Origin of the sequence: Tundrisphaera lichenicola, from assembly GCF_051175385.1 — a bacterium.
GTDB classification, from domain to species: Bacteria; Planctomycetota; Planctomycetia; order Isosphaerales; family Isosphaeraceae; genus Tundrisphaera; species Tundrisphaera lichenicola.
Genome location: NZ_CP195106.1, coordinates 617,927 through 632,293 on the forward strand (window position 1 = coordinate 617,927; position 14,367 = coordinate 632,293).

Annotated in this window: 9 protein-coding genes; 5 read left to right on the forward strand and 4 right to left on the reverse strand. The window is 65.6% G+C overall.

What is annotated here, in order from left to right; translation table 11 throughout:
- Positions 1-24: 24 nt before the first annotated feature.
- Positions 25-1,899, reverse strand: a complete 1,875-nt coding sequence (locus P12x_RS02415) for a CRTAC1 family protein (RefSeq protein WP_435009233.1) — start codon at positions 1,897-1,899, stop codon at positions 25-27.
- A gap of 757 nt (positions 1,900-2,656) precedes the next feature.
- On the opposite strand from P12x_RS02415, the gene P12x_RS02420 reads away from it, so the two are divergent.
- Together P12x_RS02420 and hisH are read left to right on the forward strand one after the other, a co-directional pair.
- On the forward strand, positions 2,657-4,714 hold the full coding sequence (locus tag P12x_RS02420; protein WP_435009234.1) for a hypothetical protein: 2,058 nt from the start codon (positions 2,657-2,659) through the stop codon (positions 4,712-4,714).
- A 171-nt stretch (positions 4,715-4,885) separates the two neighbouring features.
- On the forward strand, positions 4,886-5,491 hold the full coding sequence (hisH, locus tag P12x_RS02425; protein WP_435009235.1) for an imidazole glycerol phosphate synthase subunit HisH: 606 nt from the start codon (positions 4,886-4,888) through the stop codon (positions 5,489-5,491).
- A gap of 17 nt (positions 5,492-5,508) precedes the next feature.
- On the opposite strand, the gene P12x_RS02430 is transcribed toward hisH, so the two are convergent.
- Positions 5,509-6,780 (reverse strand): hypothetical protein, encoded by a 1,272-nt coding sequence (locus P12x_RS02430; RefSeq protein WP_435009236.1) that lies wholly within the window; start codon positions 6,778-6,780, stop codon positions 5,509-5,511.
- A 900-nt stretch (positions 6,781-7,680) separates the two neighbouring features.
- A complete protein-coding gene (locus tag P12x_RS02435) occupies positions 7,681-8,451 on the reverse strand; it encodes a DUF6985 domain-containing protein (RefSeq protein WP_435009238.1) in 771 nt (256 codons plus the stop codon).
- A 456-nt stretch (positions 8,452-8,907) separates the two neighbouring features.
- Between P12x_RS02435 and hisA the strand changes: the two genes are divergently transcribed.
- From hisA to P12x_RS02450, 3 genes are all read left to right on the forward strand, one after another.
- A complete protein-coding gene (hisA, locus tag P12x_RS02440) occupies positions 8,908-9,639 on the forward strand; it encodes a 1-(5-phosphoribosyl)-5-[(5-phosphoribosylamino)methylideneamino]imidazole-4-carboxamide isomerase (RefSeq protein ID WP_435009239.1) in 732 nt (243 codons plus the stop codon).
- A 110-nt stretch (positions 9,640-9,749) separates the two neighbouring features.
- Positions 9,750-11,819, forward strand: a complete 2,070-nt coding sequence (gene fusA / locus P12x_RS02445; RefSeq protein ID WP_435009240.1) for an elongation factor G — start codon at positions 9,750-9,752, stop codon at positions 11,817-11,819.
- A 102-nt stretch (positions 11,820-11,921) separates the two neighbouring features.
- On the forward strand, positions 11,922-13,664 hold the full coding sequence (locus P12x_RS02450) for an alpha/beta hydrolase-fold protein (RefSeq protein WP_435009241.1): 1,743 nt from the start codon (positions 11,922-11,924) through the stop codon (positions 13,662-13,664).
- Positions 13,665-13,676: 12 nt separating this feature from the next.
- On the opposite strand, the gene P12x_RS02455 is transcribed toward P12x_RS02450, so the two are convergent.
- Positions 13,677-14,216, reverse strand: coding sequence for a hypothetical protein (locus P12x_RS02455; RefSeq protein WP_435009242.1), 540 nt, complete (start codon positions 14,214-14,216; stop codon positions 13,677-13,679).
- Between the last annotated feature and the right edge of the window lie 151 nt (positions 14,217-14,367).

Below are 14,367 nucleotides of genomic sequence, written 5' to 3' on the forward strand. Positions count from 1 at the left end.
CAGGACGAATCCCGCCCCCGGGGGTCATTCCCCCTCGACGATCTTCAGGGCCTGGTTGGCCTTCACGTTCTCGCGAGTGGTGACCGCCCCGGAAGGCCAGCGGATGGTCAGCTTCTTGACCTCGGGAGCCTGGCCCAGGCCGATGGTCACCCGGGGGTCGTTGGAGGAGAAGACGGAGCAGCCCCCCTTGCGCTGGCGGTGGATGGTCCGGCCCTCGACCTCGGCCTCGACCCGGGCTCCCACGGCGTCCCGGTTGCTCTTGGTCCCGACGAGCAGGAGGCGGAGCCACTTGTTGTCGGTCGGCGTGTCGTTCCGGAGCAGGGAGGCGGGCCCGTCCTTGTGGTTGACGACCACGTCGATGTCGCCGTCGTCGTCGAAGTCGCCGAAGGCCGCCCCTCGGGCGACGTGCTTTCCGTCGAAGTAAGGGCCGACGTCGCGGGTGGCCAGCTTGAATCGGCGGCTCTGGCCGTTCTTGGTCGGCACGTTCTGGTGGATCAGCGAGGGCTCGGCGTACTCGGCCGCCTGGCCGGCCTGGACCCGATTGTCGTCGACGTGGCCATTGGCGACGTAGCAGTCGGGCCAGCCGTCGTTGTCGAAGTCCGAGAACGAGATCCCCCAGCCGACATAGGGCATCGTGTCGGCGGCCAGGCCCAGCATCGGCGTCACGTCGGTGAACGACCCCTTGCCCAGGTTCAGGTGGAGGGTGTTATACTCGTAGGCGAAATTGGATACGATCAGGTCCGGGTCGCCGTCGCCGTCGATGTCCTCGGCGTCGGAGCCCATGCCCGACTGGGCCTGGCCCTTGTCGTCGTAGGCGGCGCCGGAGATCTCGGTGGCGTCTTCGAAGGTCCCATTCCCCTTGTTGATGTAGAGGAAGTTGGGGTTCATGTCGTTGGCGACGAACAGGTCGACCTTGCCGTCGCCGTCGAGGTCGGCGGCCACCACGCTGAAGCCGTGCCCGTCGGTCCTCCCGGGGATCTTCTTCCCCTCGGAGTCGACCAGGAAGTCGTCGTAGACGTCGGTGAAGGTGCCGTCGCCGTTGTTCCGGTAGAAGAAATGCTTGCCGGTCTTGATGTTCCGGGGCGAGCAATAGAAGCGGACGTTGTGCTCGCGGTCGCCGCAGAAGATGTCATCGTCGGGGAGCTTCCAGGACCCGTAGTTGGCGACGTAGAGGTCGAGGTCGCCGTCGTCGTCCATGTCCAGGAAGCCGCCCCCGGAGGACCAGCCGGGCCCGTCGATCCCTGCGGCGTGGCTGATGTCGGTGAAGGTGCCGTCCCCGTTGTTCTTGAACAGGACGTTGGGCCCGTAGTTGCACAGGAAGACGTCGGGGTCGCCATCATTGTCGATATCGCCGACGATGATCCCGTGGCAGAAGCCGGCGTAGACCAGGCCGGACGACTCGGTCACGTCGCGGAACTGGCCGTCGCCGAGATTCTTGAACAGTCGGTTCGGCCCCTTCTGCGCCGTGCCCGGCGGCAGGAGGGTTGCCGTGGCGAAATAGACGTCGAGCTTGCCATCGCCGTCATAGTCGAGGAACGCCACGCCCGAGCCGTTGGCGGTCGGGAAGTGCTTGGTCTCGGTCATCCCGGAGAAGTGCTTGAAGTCGATCCCGGCGGTTGGGGCGATGTCGACGAACCGGAAGGGGCTGGGATCCTGAGGGACCGTCGGCTTGATCACCACGCCGGCGTAGGCGGCCTCGCGATCCCCTTCGATCCGCACCTTCGCCTGAGGCTTCGGGGCCGATTCCGCCGTCGAGGCCGGCTTGATCGGAGTCCCGGCCCCGGTGACGGACGAGACGCCCGACTTGGGCTGGTCGCAACCGCCCGCCGCCAATCCCAGGATCAGGGCCAGCAGGATCGGGAACGCCGACCCTCCGCCAAGGTGAAGCAGGCGCGTCATCGGGACCCCTCCAGGGAGCTAATTTGGGATAACTGGATAGAATGGAATGAATCGAAGGACTGTTCACCGGTCTGGCAACAGGATTCATTACGATTGTAACCATCTTTGGGGTCGTTTGTCCCGAGTTCGGAAATCGAAGGTTCAAGTGGGACGCTCGAGGGTTTCTCCGGAGGGTGGAGATCGTCCCGACCGACAGCCTTCGGGAAAAAACGAACCCAATCGCGAGCATGAGCAAGCGCACGCATTCGGGGTTCGGCCCGGTCCGAACCATCCTGGATAGGATCGCCGGGCAGGGTGGGCGGGAAACCGGGTTTTTCCTCCAGGGATCAAAAATTGATGAGTCTCGCATTTCGACCTAGGAGCGATCGATGACCCGGATGTCTGGGCAATTGGCATGGGCCGTGCTGGACTGTAAGGTCGACGGTGCGTAGGTTCACCCGGGAGGGTCGGTCGTGCGGAACTTGCCCCCTCCGATCCGGGGTTTCCGATATTCGCGGAAGAACCAATCCGATCGGCCTGAGCGCGACCCATTCTCCGTCATGGCCGGACGCGGAAGTCGCGATGAATTGTTATTGAGAGCCGGGCCGATTTTTTCGATCGCCTGTGCCTACTGGGAGGATGCATGAGACTTCGAATCGGAAATTTATTGCTCGCATCGTGTGTCATCGGGGTCATCCCCGGCGCCACTCCTCCGATACAGGGGTCCAGGCCCGCGCTCCCGCCGAATGCATCGAAGGCGACGCCGAGTTATTACGCGGTGGGTCGAGCGATCGCCGAGGCCGTCAAGCCCTGGGACGAGCCCAATGCGACTCCCCCGGAATCGGCTCCCGGCTGGCGAGCTTTCTTCGAAGCCCTGAATGGCGAACTGGCCCATCATGCCTCGGCCACCGGCGATCGCGACCGGCTGCTCTCGCTGAATCGCCTGCACCAGATGGACCTGGCCCTCTGGACGGTCGCCTGGGCTCCGGCCGTTCAGGTCCGATCGGCGCTCGAGGAGTGGCTGGCCCCTCGGATCCGGATCGCCTGGGCCGAACGTCGACTCCTCGACTTCGTCGAGACCCACAAGTCCGACTCTCCCGGCTCGACCGAGCATTCCGAGGCCTGGAATCGCTTCATCGGCGAAGACCTGGCCTCGTCCCTGGCCGATTACGAGGGGGCCAGGACCGTCCAGGCTCGGAGCGACGCCCTGAAGCGGCTGACTACCGTGCTCGGCTCCCTCCGGGAGAATAACCAGGCGGTCCGCTGGCCGTACTCGACCGAGCTGCAAGTCGCCCTCGATCGCCTGTACAACCTGCCGAACCTCGACGTCTCGGCCGACGTGGCGTCCGTCCAGCCCTTCCTGTCCAATCCCGTCGTGACCTCCGGTCCGATCTTCCGGAATGGTTACGTCTCCCAGGTGACCGCCGGGCCGAGGACGGGGTTCGGGCTCCTGCCGAGTGATGAGGGGATCGCCTTCTACAACAGCCAGCTCGCCACCACGGTCACCCCGATCACCGACTTCCAGCAGCAGCTCCAGCAGGATCAGAAGGGACGCAGGGTCGCCAAGCTCTACCGGTTCGGGGCCCAATCGTACGACACTCCCGAACTGACGATCACGGCGATCATTCGGCCCTCGACCGGCCTGTCACTCTCGCCGTCCTACTCCCATCGCATCGGAGCGGCGTTCAGTGCCATGCCGATCCAGGGCAAAGGGCTGACCCGGGGACTCCTGAGCCTGATCGGCCTGGACCGGGAGAAGCTGACCGAGAAGGTCGGCGAGCAGGCGACCCCTCGGATCGCGCAAGGGGTGGTCCAGGGGGCGAACCAGGAGGCGGCCGAGCGGATTCCCGGAGTCGAGGCCCAGCAGAACGCCAACCTCCGGAAAGTCCTGGTGGGCAACGACACGGCGGCGATCCGCGATTTCCGGATCACCGACCTCTCGTTCCGTTCGAGGCCGACCAATCTCCTCGTGACGGGCCGGGTCGGTCATGAGACCCTGCCCGACGTCCTCGGGGCCGACATGCCCCAGCCTTCCGGCCTGATCGTGCCGGCATCGGGCGTCTCGGCCGACCTCCACGTTGCGTCGGTCCTCTCGAACGCCGTGGCCGGTCTCCTCCAGCAGGAAGAAGTCCGGGGCGTCGACAACGTGATGCTCGTCACCAAGGCCGTCGAGCCGGGGGCACCCGCCAAGGAGGGGCTGACGGTCGGCAAGAATGTCGATTTCGCCACCTTCCTCAAGAACATCGACGAGGCCCGGGCCCAGAACAACCCGAACGTCACGGCCCTCCGGATCAAGAAGCCGGCCGTACCTCCCGAATTCGCCGTCGATCAGCGGGCTTTCCTGGTGGTCCTGGTCCGCGACTTCCAGATGGATGTCCCCTCGCCGCCGGGCTCCGAGAAGGGTGGGTTGCTGGGCTCCCCGTCGCGAGTGATCCGGTTCCTGGTGCCCACGGCCGAGTTCGTCCTCTCGTACAAGGTCCCCGAAGACGGCTCCGGCCCGCCCACCAAGCTCGAAGCCAAGGTCGAGGACTTCGTGGCCAGCCCCGGCAGCAAGGTCCAGACTCTATTCGACGACGAGTCGAAGCCGACGACCATGGGGCCTTTCCAGGCCAACATCGCCCTGGCAGGGTTCCGGGCCAAGCTCCAGCAGGTCCCGATCAACGTGCCGCTCACCAACGTCAAGATCCCGGGATTCGCGATCTCGCAGATCTCCCCGCTCGACCCCTCCGGGTGGATGCGTCTGGTCCTGGAGCCCGACGGGACGCCCATCAAGCCCCCTCAGGTCCAGGCCTCGGCCGAACCCTCGGCGACGGTCTCCTCGAACGTCGCCCCCTGACGGCCATCGGGTGGCTTGAGATTCGGATCGGATAACCGGGCCGCGCGATCCTCCGCCGAGGGTCGCGCGGCCTTCGTCGTCGACGCGAACTCGACCCACCCCGGAGGAGTCGGTATCCTTGAAGCTTGATTTGAGCAAGTCAGGGCATCGGGATCGGAGCGAATTCGCGACATGATCGCCATCATCGACTACGGGATGGGCAACCTTCGGAGCGTCCAGAAGGCGCTGGAGGCGGTCGGGCATGGGGCGGTCGTGGTGTCCGACCCCGATCAGATCCGGGGGGCCTCGAAGGTGATTCTGCCCGGCGTGGGGGCGTTCGCCGACGCGATCGAGGAACTCCGTCGGACCGGGCTGGGCGAGGCCTTCACCGAGGCCGTCCGGGCCGGCAAGCCCTGCCTGGGGGTCTGCCTCGGCCTCCAGCTCCTCTTCGATGTCAGCGAGGAAGACGGCGAGCACCAGGGCCTGGGGCTCCTCCCCGGTCGGATCGTCCGGTTCGCCTCGGAGCCTGGCCTGAAAGTCCCGCACATGGGCTGGAACACGCTCCGGGTCCGCAAGCCCTCCCCGTTGCTGGAGGGCCTGGAGCCCGAACCTTCCGTCTACTTTGTCCACTCCTACTATGCCCGGCCCGACAACCCCGCCGACGTGATCGCCGAGTCCGATTATCCCCGACCCTTCGCCGCGATGGTCGGGCGAGAGAACCTGACCGGGGCGCAGTTCCACCCCGAGAAATCCCAGAGGGTGGGCCTGGCCATGTACGCCAACTTCGCCCGGCTCTGAGACCGATCGAGCCTCGATCAGAACGGGAACCGGATCGGGTCGAGCGTCGAGGGGCGGAGGTCGCCATAGGGGTTGAAGTTATCCCGGTCGATCGGTTCGAAGGCGTGGTAGGCGGCGCTCAGGGCGGGCACCCCCAGGACCATCATCAAGAGGGCCTGATAGAGCCACCCACGCCCCCGGACCTCGCGGACCCGGTCGAGTCCCTCGGCGATGCCCAGCAAGATCGACGGGACGAAGAACAGGATCAGCCGCCCGTGGAACGGGTAGAGCTTCAGGCAGGACGCCAGCAGGGCGAAGCCTCCCGGGAGCATCAGGAGGGCCAGTCGCCCCCTGTCCCCCTTGCCGATCCGCCAGGCTCCGAGCGAGAACAGGCCGATCGCCGGGAGCATGGAGAGCCGCCGATCGAACGGGCCGTCGAAATTGAGCGGGTCGACGAAGATCAGGGCCAGTCGACGGACGGCCCAGGTCGCGTCCCAGACCGACCTCGGGGGCATCGGTGGGAACGCGAAAGCCCAGAAGCTCCACATCATCGGCCGGTGGTCGAGCTGCTCCATCGCGACGTAATGCACGCACGCGAAGCTGCCCACCCACGCCAGCCCGACCCCGACCCAGGCCGCCGCTGATCGCCAGTCGAAGCCCCCGACCGACCTCGATAGCCCGACTACTCCGACCGCCGCCAGCACGAAGATCGAAGGATGCGAGAACCAGAGGACCGCCGAACCCGCCATCGCCAGCAAGGCTGTCCCCTTCGCCGTCAAGGGTCGTGAGCCGACCGTCAGCGCCATCAGCAGGCATCCAAGGGCGCACGCGATATCGGACGAATACTGCTTGGCCTCCGAGGCGAAATAGATCAGGTCGCCCGAGACCGCGAACAGGGCGACCGCGATCCAGACCGCCCCGGGAGCCAGGACCCGACGGGCCACGGCCGCGATCAGGAACAACGAAGCGATCCCCGACAGGAGCGGGATCAGGCGGAAGGCCAGTCGATGATCGCCGAAGATCCGGAAAACCACCCATTCCGCGAACAGGAACCCGGGAGGGGCGAGCTGGCTATTCTCAAGCGGGCCGAACATCGCCCGGGGGGACAGGTTCTGAATGTTGGCGACCAGCGAAGCCTCGTCCATCCAATACTGGCGATGGTGGGCATACTGGATCAGTCGGAGGACGATCCCGACGCCGATGGCCAGGTGGAGTTTCCTGTGATCGAGCCAGGCCAGGATCGCGCGTGCCGATATCGGGCGCGAGAGAAACCCCGGCCGACCGACGGATTGATCCGAATCGATGCTCAAAACCGATCCCCCTCGCCGAGCAGAATTCATCCCCCGCCGCTTCGCCGACCGGCGACTCGCATTCTATCCGGGATGGGCCTCGACGGCATGGGGGCTCGCCGTACCTCTCCGGGTGTCACCGGGCTTTCTGGGGGGGCCGTCACGGCGGAGCAAGTTCCGCCTCGACGAAGCGTGAGCAAGCTTCCGCACTCCAAGGCCTCCGGCAGTCAATTGAAAGGGTGTGGCCTCCGTTCAATGTGGTCTCGACATGGGACGACCAGCGATTCAGGACGAACTCCGACACGGATAAAATGGGGTTCTCGGACGACTGTCGAAAGCGTAAAGAGCGAATGCCCGCCAGAATTTGTTAGAACCTTGTCCCTCCTCAAACGACTTACGTCGAGGCTAAACTGCTCAGAAAATTTCGATCGACATTCGCAATCACCAGGCGGACGACGATCGGGGTCGGCTCGCGGCGACTTCACGAGGATCGTTGATGATGCGAGATGGGGACTGTATTCTGTAGACATGTAATGTTTTTGCTGTCTTGCGCATCCCTATCGGATCGAGATCAAGCCTCTGCAAGTCCAGAGCGAAAGAGCCCCAAGGGGCTATAGCTTCCGCCATGGGCTCGACCCGAAGGTCGTCCCAGAACGTCCCTCGCACGGGGGACATCGCGGGGAGGAAAGCACTCTGCTCGACGTGCTCCGAGTGGTAAGCCCGGGCGACAGGTTTGGGTACGCGAGATGCCGTTGCGCCAGGCTGACACGCGGGCTCGCAGCACCAGTTTCATATCGGCGTCAAGCCGTTCGAGGGAACGTTATCACTGTAGCGACCTCTCCCTATTTTCATCGGTTCGGGTGCCGCCCGAAGGGCTGCATGTGGGCTGACACCGATTTCGCCTCGCGCGAGCCGGACCCGCTACCCGCCCTCCGCCTCGTCGTCGAGCAGTTCGTAATCGTGCAGGCCGTCGAAGCAGGTCCACTCGACCCCGAGGGCGGGGTGGTAGACGACGAACATGCCGTGCTCCGCCTCCCAGTCACAATCGACCGCGAAGACGAGGGGAGCAACACCCTCGATCCGCGAACTGGGAACCCAGAGGTGGAGCAAGTGAGAGATGGCGGTCAGGCCATCGGGCGTGTCGATCTTCGGCAGGCCGTACAAGGCGCGGAGCCGCTCGTTCGCGAATCGGCCTTGCTCAGACTGGTAGTACTGAGAGTATGAGGCGAACAGCGATTCCATGACCACCCGGCAGATCTCGTCCTCGCGTTCCATGAGGAGTCGGCACGCGGCCTCCTGGGCGGGGGTTGGCCCGGCGTCGCGCGGGGATTCTATTCGGACGGGGAAGGCTCCGGCCCCGCGAAGGTGGTCGTCTGCTTTTGATCGCTCGGCGGCGCGGTCGAGGGCCGCCTCCTGTTCGGTCGAGAGGCCGGGAATGCTTCCGCCGGGCTCGATCGGCTTCTCGGCGGCCCGCCGCAGGCGTTCGACGACCGGCGGGATCGGCCGCTCGTGCATCCGCTCCATGGCCCGGTCAAGCCCCTCGCGGATGCCGGCGATCATCTCCTCGACGCTCGGCGAATCGGCCGCTTCCGTCCGCCGGCCGAAGGTAACCAGCCGCGGCAGCGGCAGGGTGCCCGACCACGCGCCCTCGTCGCGATCATACGTCAGGTCGCCGAAGAGTTCGTGCCGCATAATTTGCCCTCGTTCGCTCCAACTAACAGAGATACTCGGTGGTAGGCCGGGTCACAAGCAAGAGATCCCGGGTCGCGAACCGCCGAGCACAAGACAACTCGGCGCAGGTAGGGGAGATGCTCAAGCCGAATCAGCAAATCACACCGGTCCGCCCTTGCCGCCTCCCTGGCAACCCGGGGAAGAAAATCGGTGTCTGAACACCAGCGACTCTGGCCAGATCAATCCGAGGTCGCACCCGCCAGCATTTCCCGAAAGGGTCTCCGAGACGATGAGGTATCGCGCCATCTCTATCATCCGGGATGGCGTCCATGTCTGGTACTGGATCGGCTCGCACGCTTACTACTACCAATTCACCGGTCGAAAATGAGCGGGCGACGCTGCTCCCTTGCGGCCCTGCCCTCGGAGGGCTAGGATTCCAGGAGTGCGAAGGCTTTCCGAAACGCGGGTGATGATCTCATGCAAGTGATCCCGGCCATCGACCTTCGGGGCGGGCAGTGTGTCCGGCTCCGCCAGGGGGACTACGACCGGGAGACGGTCTTCGGCGACGACCCGGCGGCCATGGCCGCCAAGTGGGAGTCCGAAGGAGCCTCGCGCATCCATCTGGTCGACCTCGACGGTGCCAAGGAAGGTCGTCCCGTCAACGTGGCGGCGGTCAAGGCGATCCTGGGTCGGGTCAAGGTCCCTTGCCAACTCGGCGGGGGCGTCCGCGACGAATCGACGATCGCGGCCTGGCTCGACGCCGGGCTCGACCGGGTGATCGTCGGGACCAAGGCGCTCCAGGACCCGGCCTGGTTCCGATCGATGGCCGAGAAGTACCCGGGTCGCCTGACCCTGGGTCTTGATGCCAAAGGGGGGCGGGTGGCGACGGGGGGCTGGCTCGAGGTCTCCTCGGTCGACGCGACCGAGCTGGCCCGGGAGTTCGACGACCTGCCGCTGGCGGCGGTGATCTACACCGACATCGCCCGCGACGGGATGCTCGAAGGGCCCAACCTGGAGGCCACCGAGGCCCTGGCTCGTGCCCTGAAGACGCCGGTCACGGCGTCGGGGGGCGTGGCCCAGCTGGAGGACCTGGCCCGGCTGGCGACCCTGCCGGTCGAGGCCTGTATCGTCGGACGAGCTCTGTATGAAGGGCGTTTCCGGCTCACTGAGGCGCGGGAACGCGCCGGCGACCGTTCCACGGCACCCTGACGCGGGCCTCGTGACCCGCCATTTCCCCCCACTTCCGGGCTTCACTTACTGACGGTGCCGCGATCGCCGGTCGGGCGAGATCACCAAGTTCATACCTTGGGGGAGGCGCCATGACCACGACTTATCACATCGCCGACATCCGCAACATTGCCCTGGCCGGTCACGGGGCGTCGGGCAAGACCAGCTTGGCCGACGCCATGCTCTATGCCGCCGGCGCCACCGTGCGCCGGGGGTCCGTGGACGACGGGACCAGCCTCTCCGACTCCGAGGACGAGGAGAAGCGCCGTCATTTCACCATCGATTGCCATCCCCTCCATTGCGAGTGGTCGGGCAAGCAGGTCCATCTGATCGACTCGCCGGGTTATCCCGACTTCATCGGCCACGCCCTGAGCGCGCTGGCCGCCGTCGAGAATGTCGTGCTGACGATCTCGGCCCCGTCGGGTATCGAGGTCAATACTCGCCGGATCTACCAGGAGGCCAGCCGGTTGAGGCTCGGCGGCCTGATCGCCCTGACCAAGATGGACGCCGACAACGTCGACTTCCTCCGGATCCTGGGCGAGATCCGCGAATCGTTCGGCCCTCGGTGCGTCCCCTTCTTCGTGCCGATCGGCCAGGGCCCGACCTTCTCGGGCATCGTCGACGTGATCGCCCACCACGACGACGTCCCGGCCGACTGCCCGATGCACCCGGCCGAGGCCTACCGGATGGTCGTCGAGCAGATCGTCGAGTCCGACGAGACGCTCATGGAACGCTACCTGGAAGGAGAAACGATCCCGCCCGAGACCTTGCGCGACGCCGCCCATCGGGCGATCGCCGAGGGCCTGCTCGTGCCGATCGTCTGCCTCTCGGCCAGGAAGGACATCGGCGTCCAGGAGACGCTCGAATTGCTCGCCGAGATCACCCTGAAGCCCGACGAGGTCCACCGATTCGGCCATCAGACCGAAGGGGATGACGAGGTCGAGCTCTCGCCGATGGAGGATGGAGAACTGGTCGCGCAGGTCTTCAAGACGACCAACGATGTCTTCGTCGGCAAGCTCAGCGTCCTGAGGATTCACTCGGGCCGGATGACGCACGACACGACGCTGGTGAACCTCCGGACCGGCAAGACGAGCAAGCCGGGCCACCTCTACCGGCTCCAGGGGAAGACCCAGGAGGAGGTCAAGGAGGCGATCGCCGGCGACATCGTGGCCGTGCCCAAGTTCGACGACCTGCACATGTCCGACACCGTGACCGTGGCCGCCAACGGCCACACGCCCCGGCTCTCGTTGAACCGGATCAAGTTCCCGACCCCGATGGTCCCCCGGGCCGTCGAGCCCAGGACCCGCGAGGACGAGCCCAAGATCTCCGCCGCCCTGGCCAAGATCGCCGACGAGGATCCGACCTTCACCTTCCGGCGCGACACCCAGACCCACGAGCTGGTGATCTCCGGGATGAGCGAATTGCACCTGGACGTGATCCAGAATCGCCTGAAGACGCGCTACAAGCTCGACATCAATACCCACGTCCCGCACGTCCCCTACCTGGAGACGATCACGGGAGAGTCCGAGGCGCACCACCGCCACAAGAAGCAGACCGGGGGCCGGGGCCAGTTCGCCGACGTCCAGCTTCGGGTCCGACCCCGGCCTCGGGGCGAGGGGTTCTCGTTCATCGACGCGGTGAAGGGGGGGGTGATCCCCAACCAGTTCATCCCGGCGATCGAGAAGGGGATCCGCGAGCAGATGGAGAAGGGGGTGATCTCGGGCAACCCCGTGGTCGACGTCGAGGTCGAGGTCTTCTTCGGCTCGCACCACGCGGTCGATAGCTCCGAGCACGCGTTCAAGACGGCCGGCGCCGCGGCCTTCCGCAAGGCGTTCGTGGCCGCCCGCCCGGCGCTCCTGGAACCGATCGTGGATCTGGAGATTGTCGCCCCGCTCGACAAGTTCGGCGACGTCACCGCCGACCTCGCCACCCGTCGGGGGCACATCACCGGGATGGAGGCCCTGCCCGGAGGCCAGCAGGTCATCAAGGCGACCGTCCCGCTGGCCGAGGCCCTCCGATACGCCACGGACCTCAAGAGCATGACCGGAGGGCGAGGGTCGTATACGATGGAATTCCGCTCGTACGACCCGGTCCCGCCCAACGTCCAGCAGGACATCGCCAACCGCTGGGCCAGGAGTCGCGCGGGGATGGACGAGGATTGAACGCCTCGTGGACCCATCAAGGTTCATGGCGGGCCGGGTGGCATTCCTCCCGGCCCGCCGTCGTCTGATGAGCGACGATCGACCAACGACCCGGGAGGTCACATGATCCGGAGCCTGGCGGGATTCCTATCGACCCTGTTCGCGTTCTCGGTGGAGACGGCCTCGGCCGATCCCGGGAGGGTGGAGACCGGCCCCAGGTTTTCCATCCAATTCGGGGCCGAGGTCGGCGACAAGCCGGTCGACGGTCGGCTGCTCCTGCTGATCTCCACCGACCCCAAGGAAGAGCCCCGGTTCCAGATCACCGATGACCTCCAGACCCAGCAGGCCTTCGGCGTGGACGTCGAAGGCCTGGCCCCCGATCAAGAAGTGATCATCGACCAGGCCGCCCTGGGTTACCCCCTGGAAAGTTTGCGGCAGGTCGGGCGGGGTACTTATCGGGTCCAGGCCCTCCTCCATCGTTACGAGACGTTCCGCCGGCCCGATGGCCACGACGTTAAGATGCCGATGGACCGAGGGGAAGGGCAACAGTGGAACAAGGCCCCCGGCAACCTCCATAGCACACCTCGGGAGGTCATGATCGATCCCGATCGCCCGGAGCCGATCGTCTTGACGCTCGATCGGGTCATCCCGCCGATCCCCGAACCGCCCACCACCAAGTACATCAAGCACGAGAAGATCGAGAGTGAACTCCTCTCGAAGTTCTGGGGTCGGCCGATGCACCTCGGGGCACACATCCTGCTTCCCGAGGGTTTCGACGAGCACCCCGAGGCCCGCTATCCCCTGGTGATCTTCCACGGCCATCATCCCGAGACCTTCGGCGGCTTCCGGGAAATCCCGCCCGACCCGGACCTGGTGCCCGAATACAGCGAGCGCTTCCACCTCGAAGGGTACAACAAGATCGTCCAGGAACACGCCCATGAGTTCTACAAGGAGTGGATTGGGCCGAATTATCCTCGGATGATCATCATCGAGATCCAGCACGCGAACCCGTTCTACGACGACTCCTACGCGGTCAACTCGGCCAACCTCGGTCCTTATGGCGACGCGATCACCTACGAGCTGATCCCCTACCTGGAGAAGAAGTACCGGGCCATCGGCTCGGGCTGGGCGAGGTTCCTCTACGGCGGATCGACCGGGGGCTGGGAGGCCCTGGCGGCCCAGGTGTTCTATCCGAAGGAATACAACGGCTGCTTCGCCGCCTGCCCCGACCCGATCGACTTCCGCGCCTACACCGTGGTCAATCTCTATGAGGACAGGAACGCCTACCACGCCGAAGGCCCGTGGCGGCAGGTCAAGCGTCCCGGCCTCCGAGATTACCGGGGGCACATCGCGACCACGCTGGAAGACATGAACCGCCGGGAGCTGGTCCTGGGCACGAAGGGGCGGTCCGGCCAGCAGTGGGACATCTGGGAGGCCGTGTTCTCGCCCGTCGGACCAGACGGCTACCCGAAGCGGATTTGGGACAAGCGGACCGGAGTCATCGACCCGGCCGTCGCGGCCCACTGGCGAGAGCACTACGACCTCTCGGAGATCCTCCGGCGCGACTGGCCGAAGATCGGTCGCGACCTGGAAGGGAAGATCCACATCTACGTCGGAGAGGCCGACAACTTCTATCTGAACAACGCCGTCCACCTCATCGAAGAGGTCCTGGACGCGACGAAGGATCCTCACTACGGCGGCGAGGTCGCCTATGGCTGCCGCGATGAGCACTGCTGGAACGGCGACCCGACCCGGCCGATCGCGCTCTCCCGACTCCGATATCACCAGCAGTTCGCCCCTCGGATCGTCGAGAGGCTCCTGAAGACCGCGCCTCCCGATGGCGACATCACCAGCTGGCGTTACTGATCGGATTGCGGCTCAGTTCGGGAAGTTGTAGAGGAGCCCGCCGCTGAGCCCGAACCCGTAGCCAAACCCGGCCCCGAAGGCCCCATAAGGGCGACCATAGGCGTTGATGTTGTCCTGGATGTTCCGCGCCCGCATCTGGCCCACCTGGGCCGCGTTGATCTGGTCGGCCCGGCTGATCCCTGCGACGTTGTCGAACCGGGGGACGGGGTTCGGGTGCATGTCGACCTGCGAGGTCGGCGTGTTGGGGCCGTAGAATTCCGCATACCGGCCGACCCCTCCCGGATTGGAAAACCCGGACTCGCCCTGGGACGACGTTCGGCCTTGATAGTACGACCGATACGCCGAGGCCCGAGGCTTCTGCCGGAGGATCGTCCGACGCGCCGAGGCCTGGGTGTCCGGGGTCTCCGACGCGGCCGGGGCTGCTGCAGCCGGGGTCGCCGGCGAGGCCGGAACCTGGGGTTTACTGGTTGTCTGGGGAGGTGGAGCCTGGGCCGATGCGCCTGAGACCATCAGACCGCCGACGATCAGGACAGACGTGACGCGACGGATCATGACGAGCCTCGGGTCCGGGGTGCGAATCGGTCGATCCGGGATGGGAAACCTTGCAAGGTCTCCTATCTCGAATTATACGATATGCAACCCTCGGGCCCAAATCTTCGGTGGGATTGATGGGAGGACTCAGGGTGTAACCAGGGAATCTTGG

What these genes read in the sequence shown, in the direction of transcription:
- fusA (WP_435009240.1), top strand. Translation starts at nt 9,750, where the DNA reads ATGACCACGACTTATCACATCGCCGACATCCGCAACATTGCCCTGGCC.
- hisH (WP_435009235.1), top strand. Translation starts at nt 4,886, where the DNA reads ATGATCGCCATCATCGACTACGGGATGGGCAACCTTCGGAGCGTCCAG.
- P12x_RS02450 (WP_435009241.1), top strand. Translation starts at nt 11,922, where the DNA reads ATGATCCGGAGCCTGGCGGGATTCCTATCGACCCTGTTCGCGTTCTCG.
- hisA (WP_435009239.1), top strand. Translation starts at nt 8,908, where the DNA reads ATGCAAGTGATCCCGGCCATCGACCTTCGGGGCGGGCAGTGTGTCCGG.
- P12x_RS02415 (WP_435009233.1), bottom strand. Translation starts at nt 1,899, where the DNA reads ATGACGCGCCTGCTTCACCTTGGCGGAGGGTCGGCGTTCCCGATCCTG.
- P12x_RS02435 (WP_435009238.1), bottom strand. Translation starts at nt 8,451, where the DNA reads ATGCGGCACGAACTCTTCGGCGACCTGACGTATGATCGCGACGAGGGC.
- P12x_RS02455 (WP_435009242.1), bottom strand. Translation starts at nt 14,216, where the DNA reads ATGATCCGTCGCGTCACGTCTGTCCTGATCGTCGGCGGTCTGATGGTC.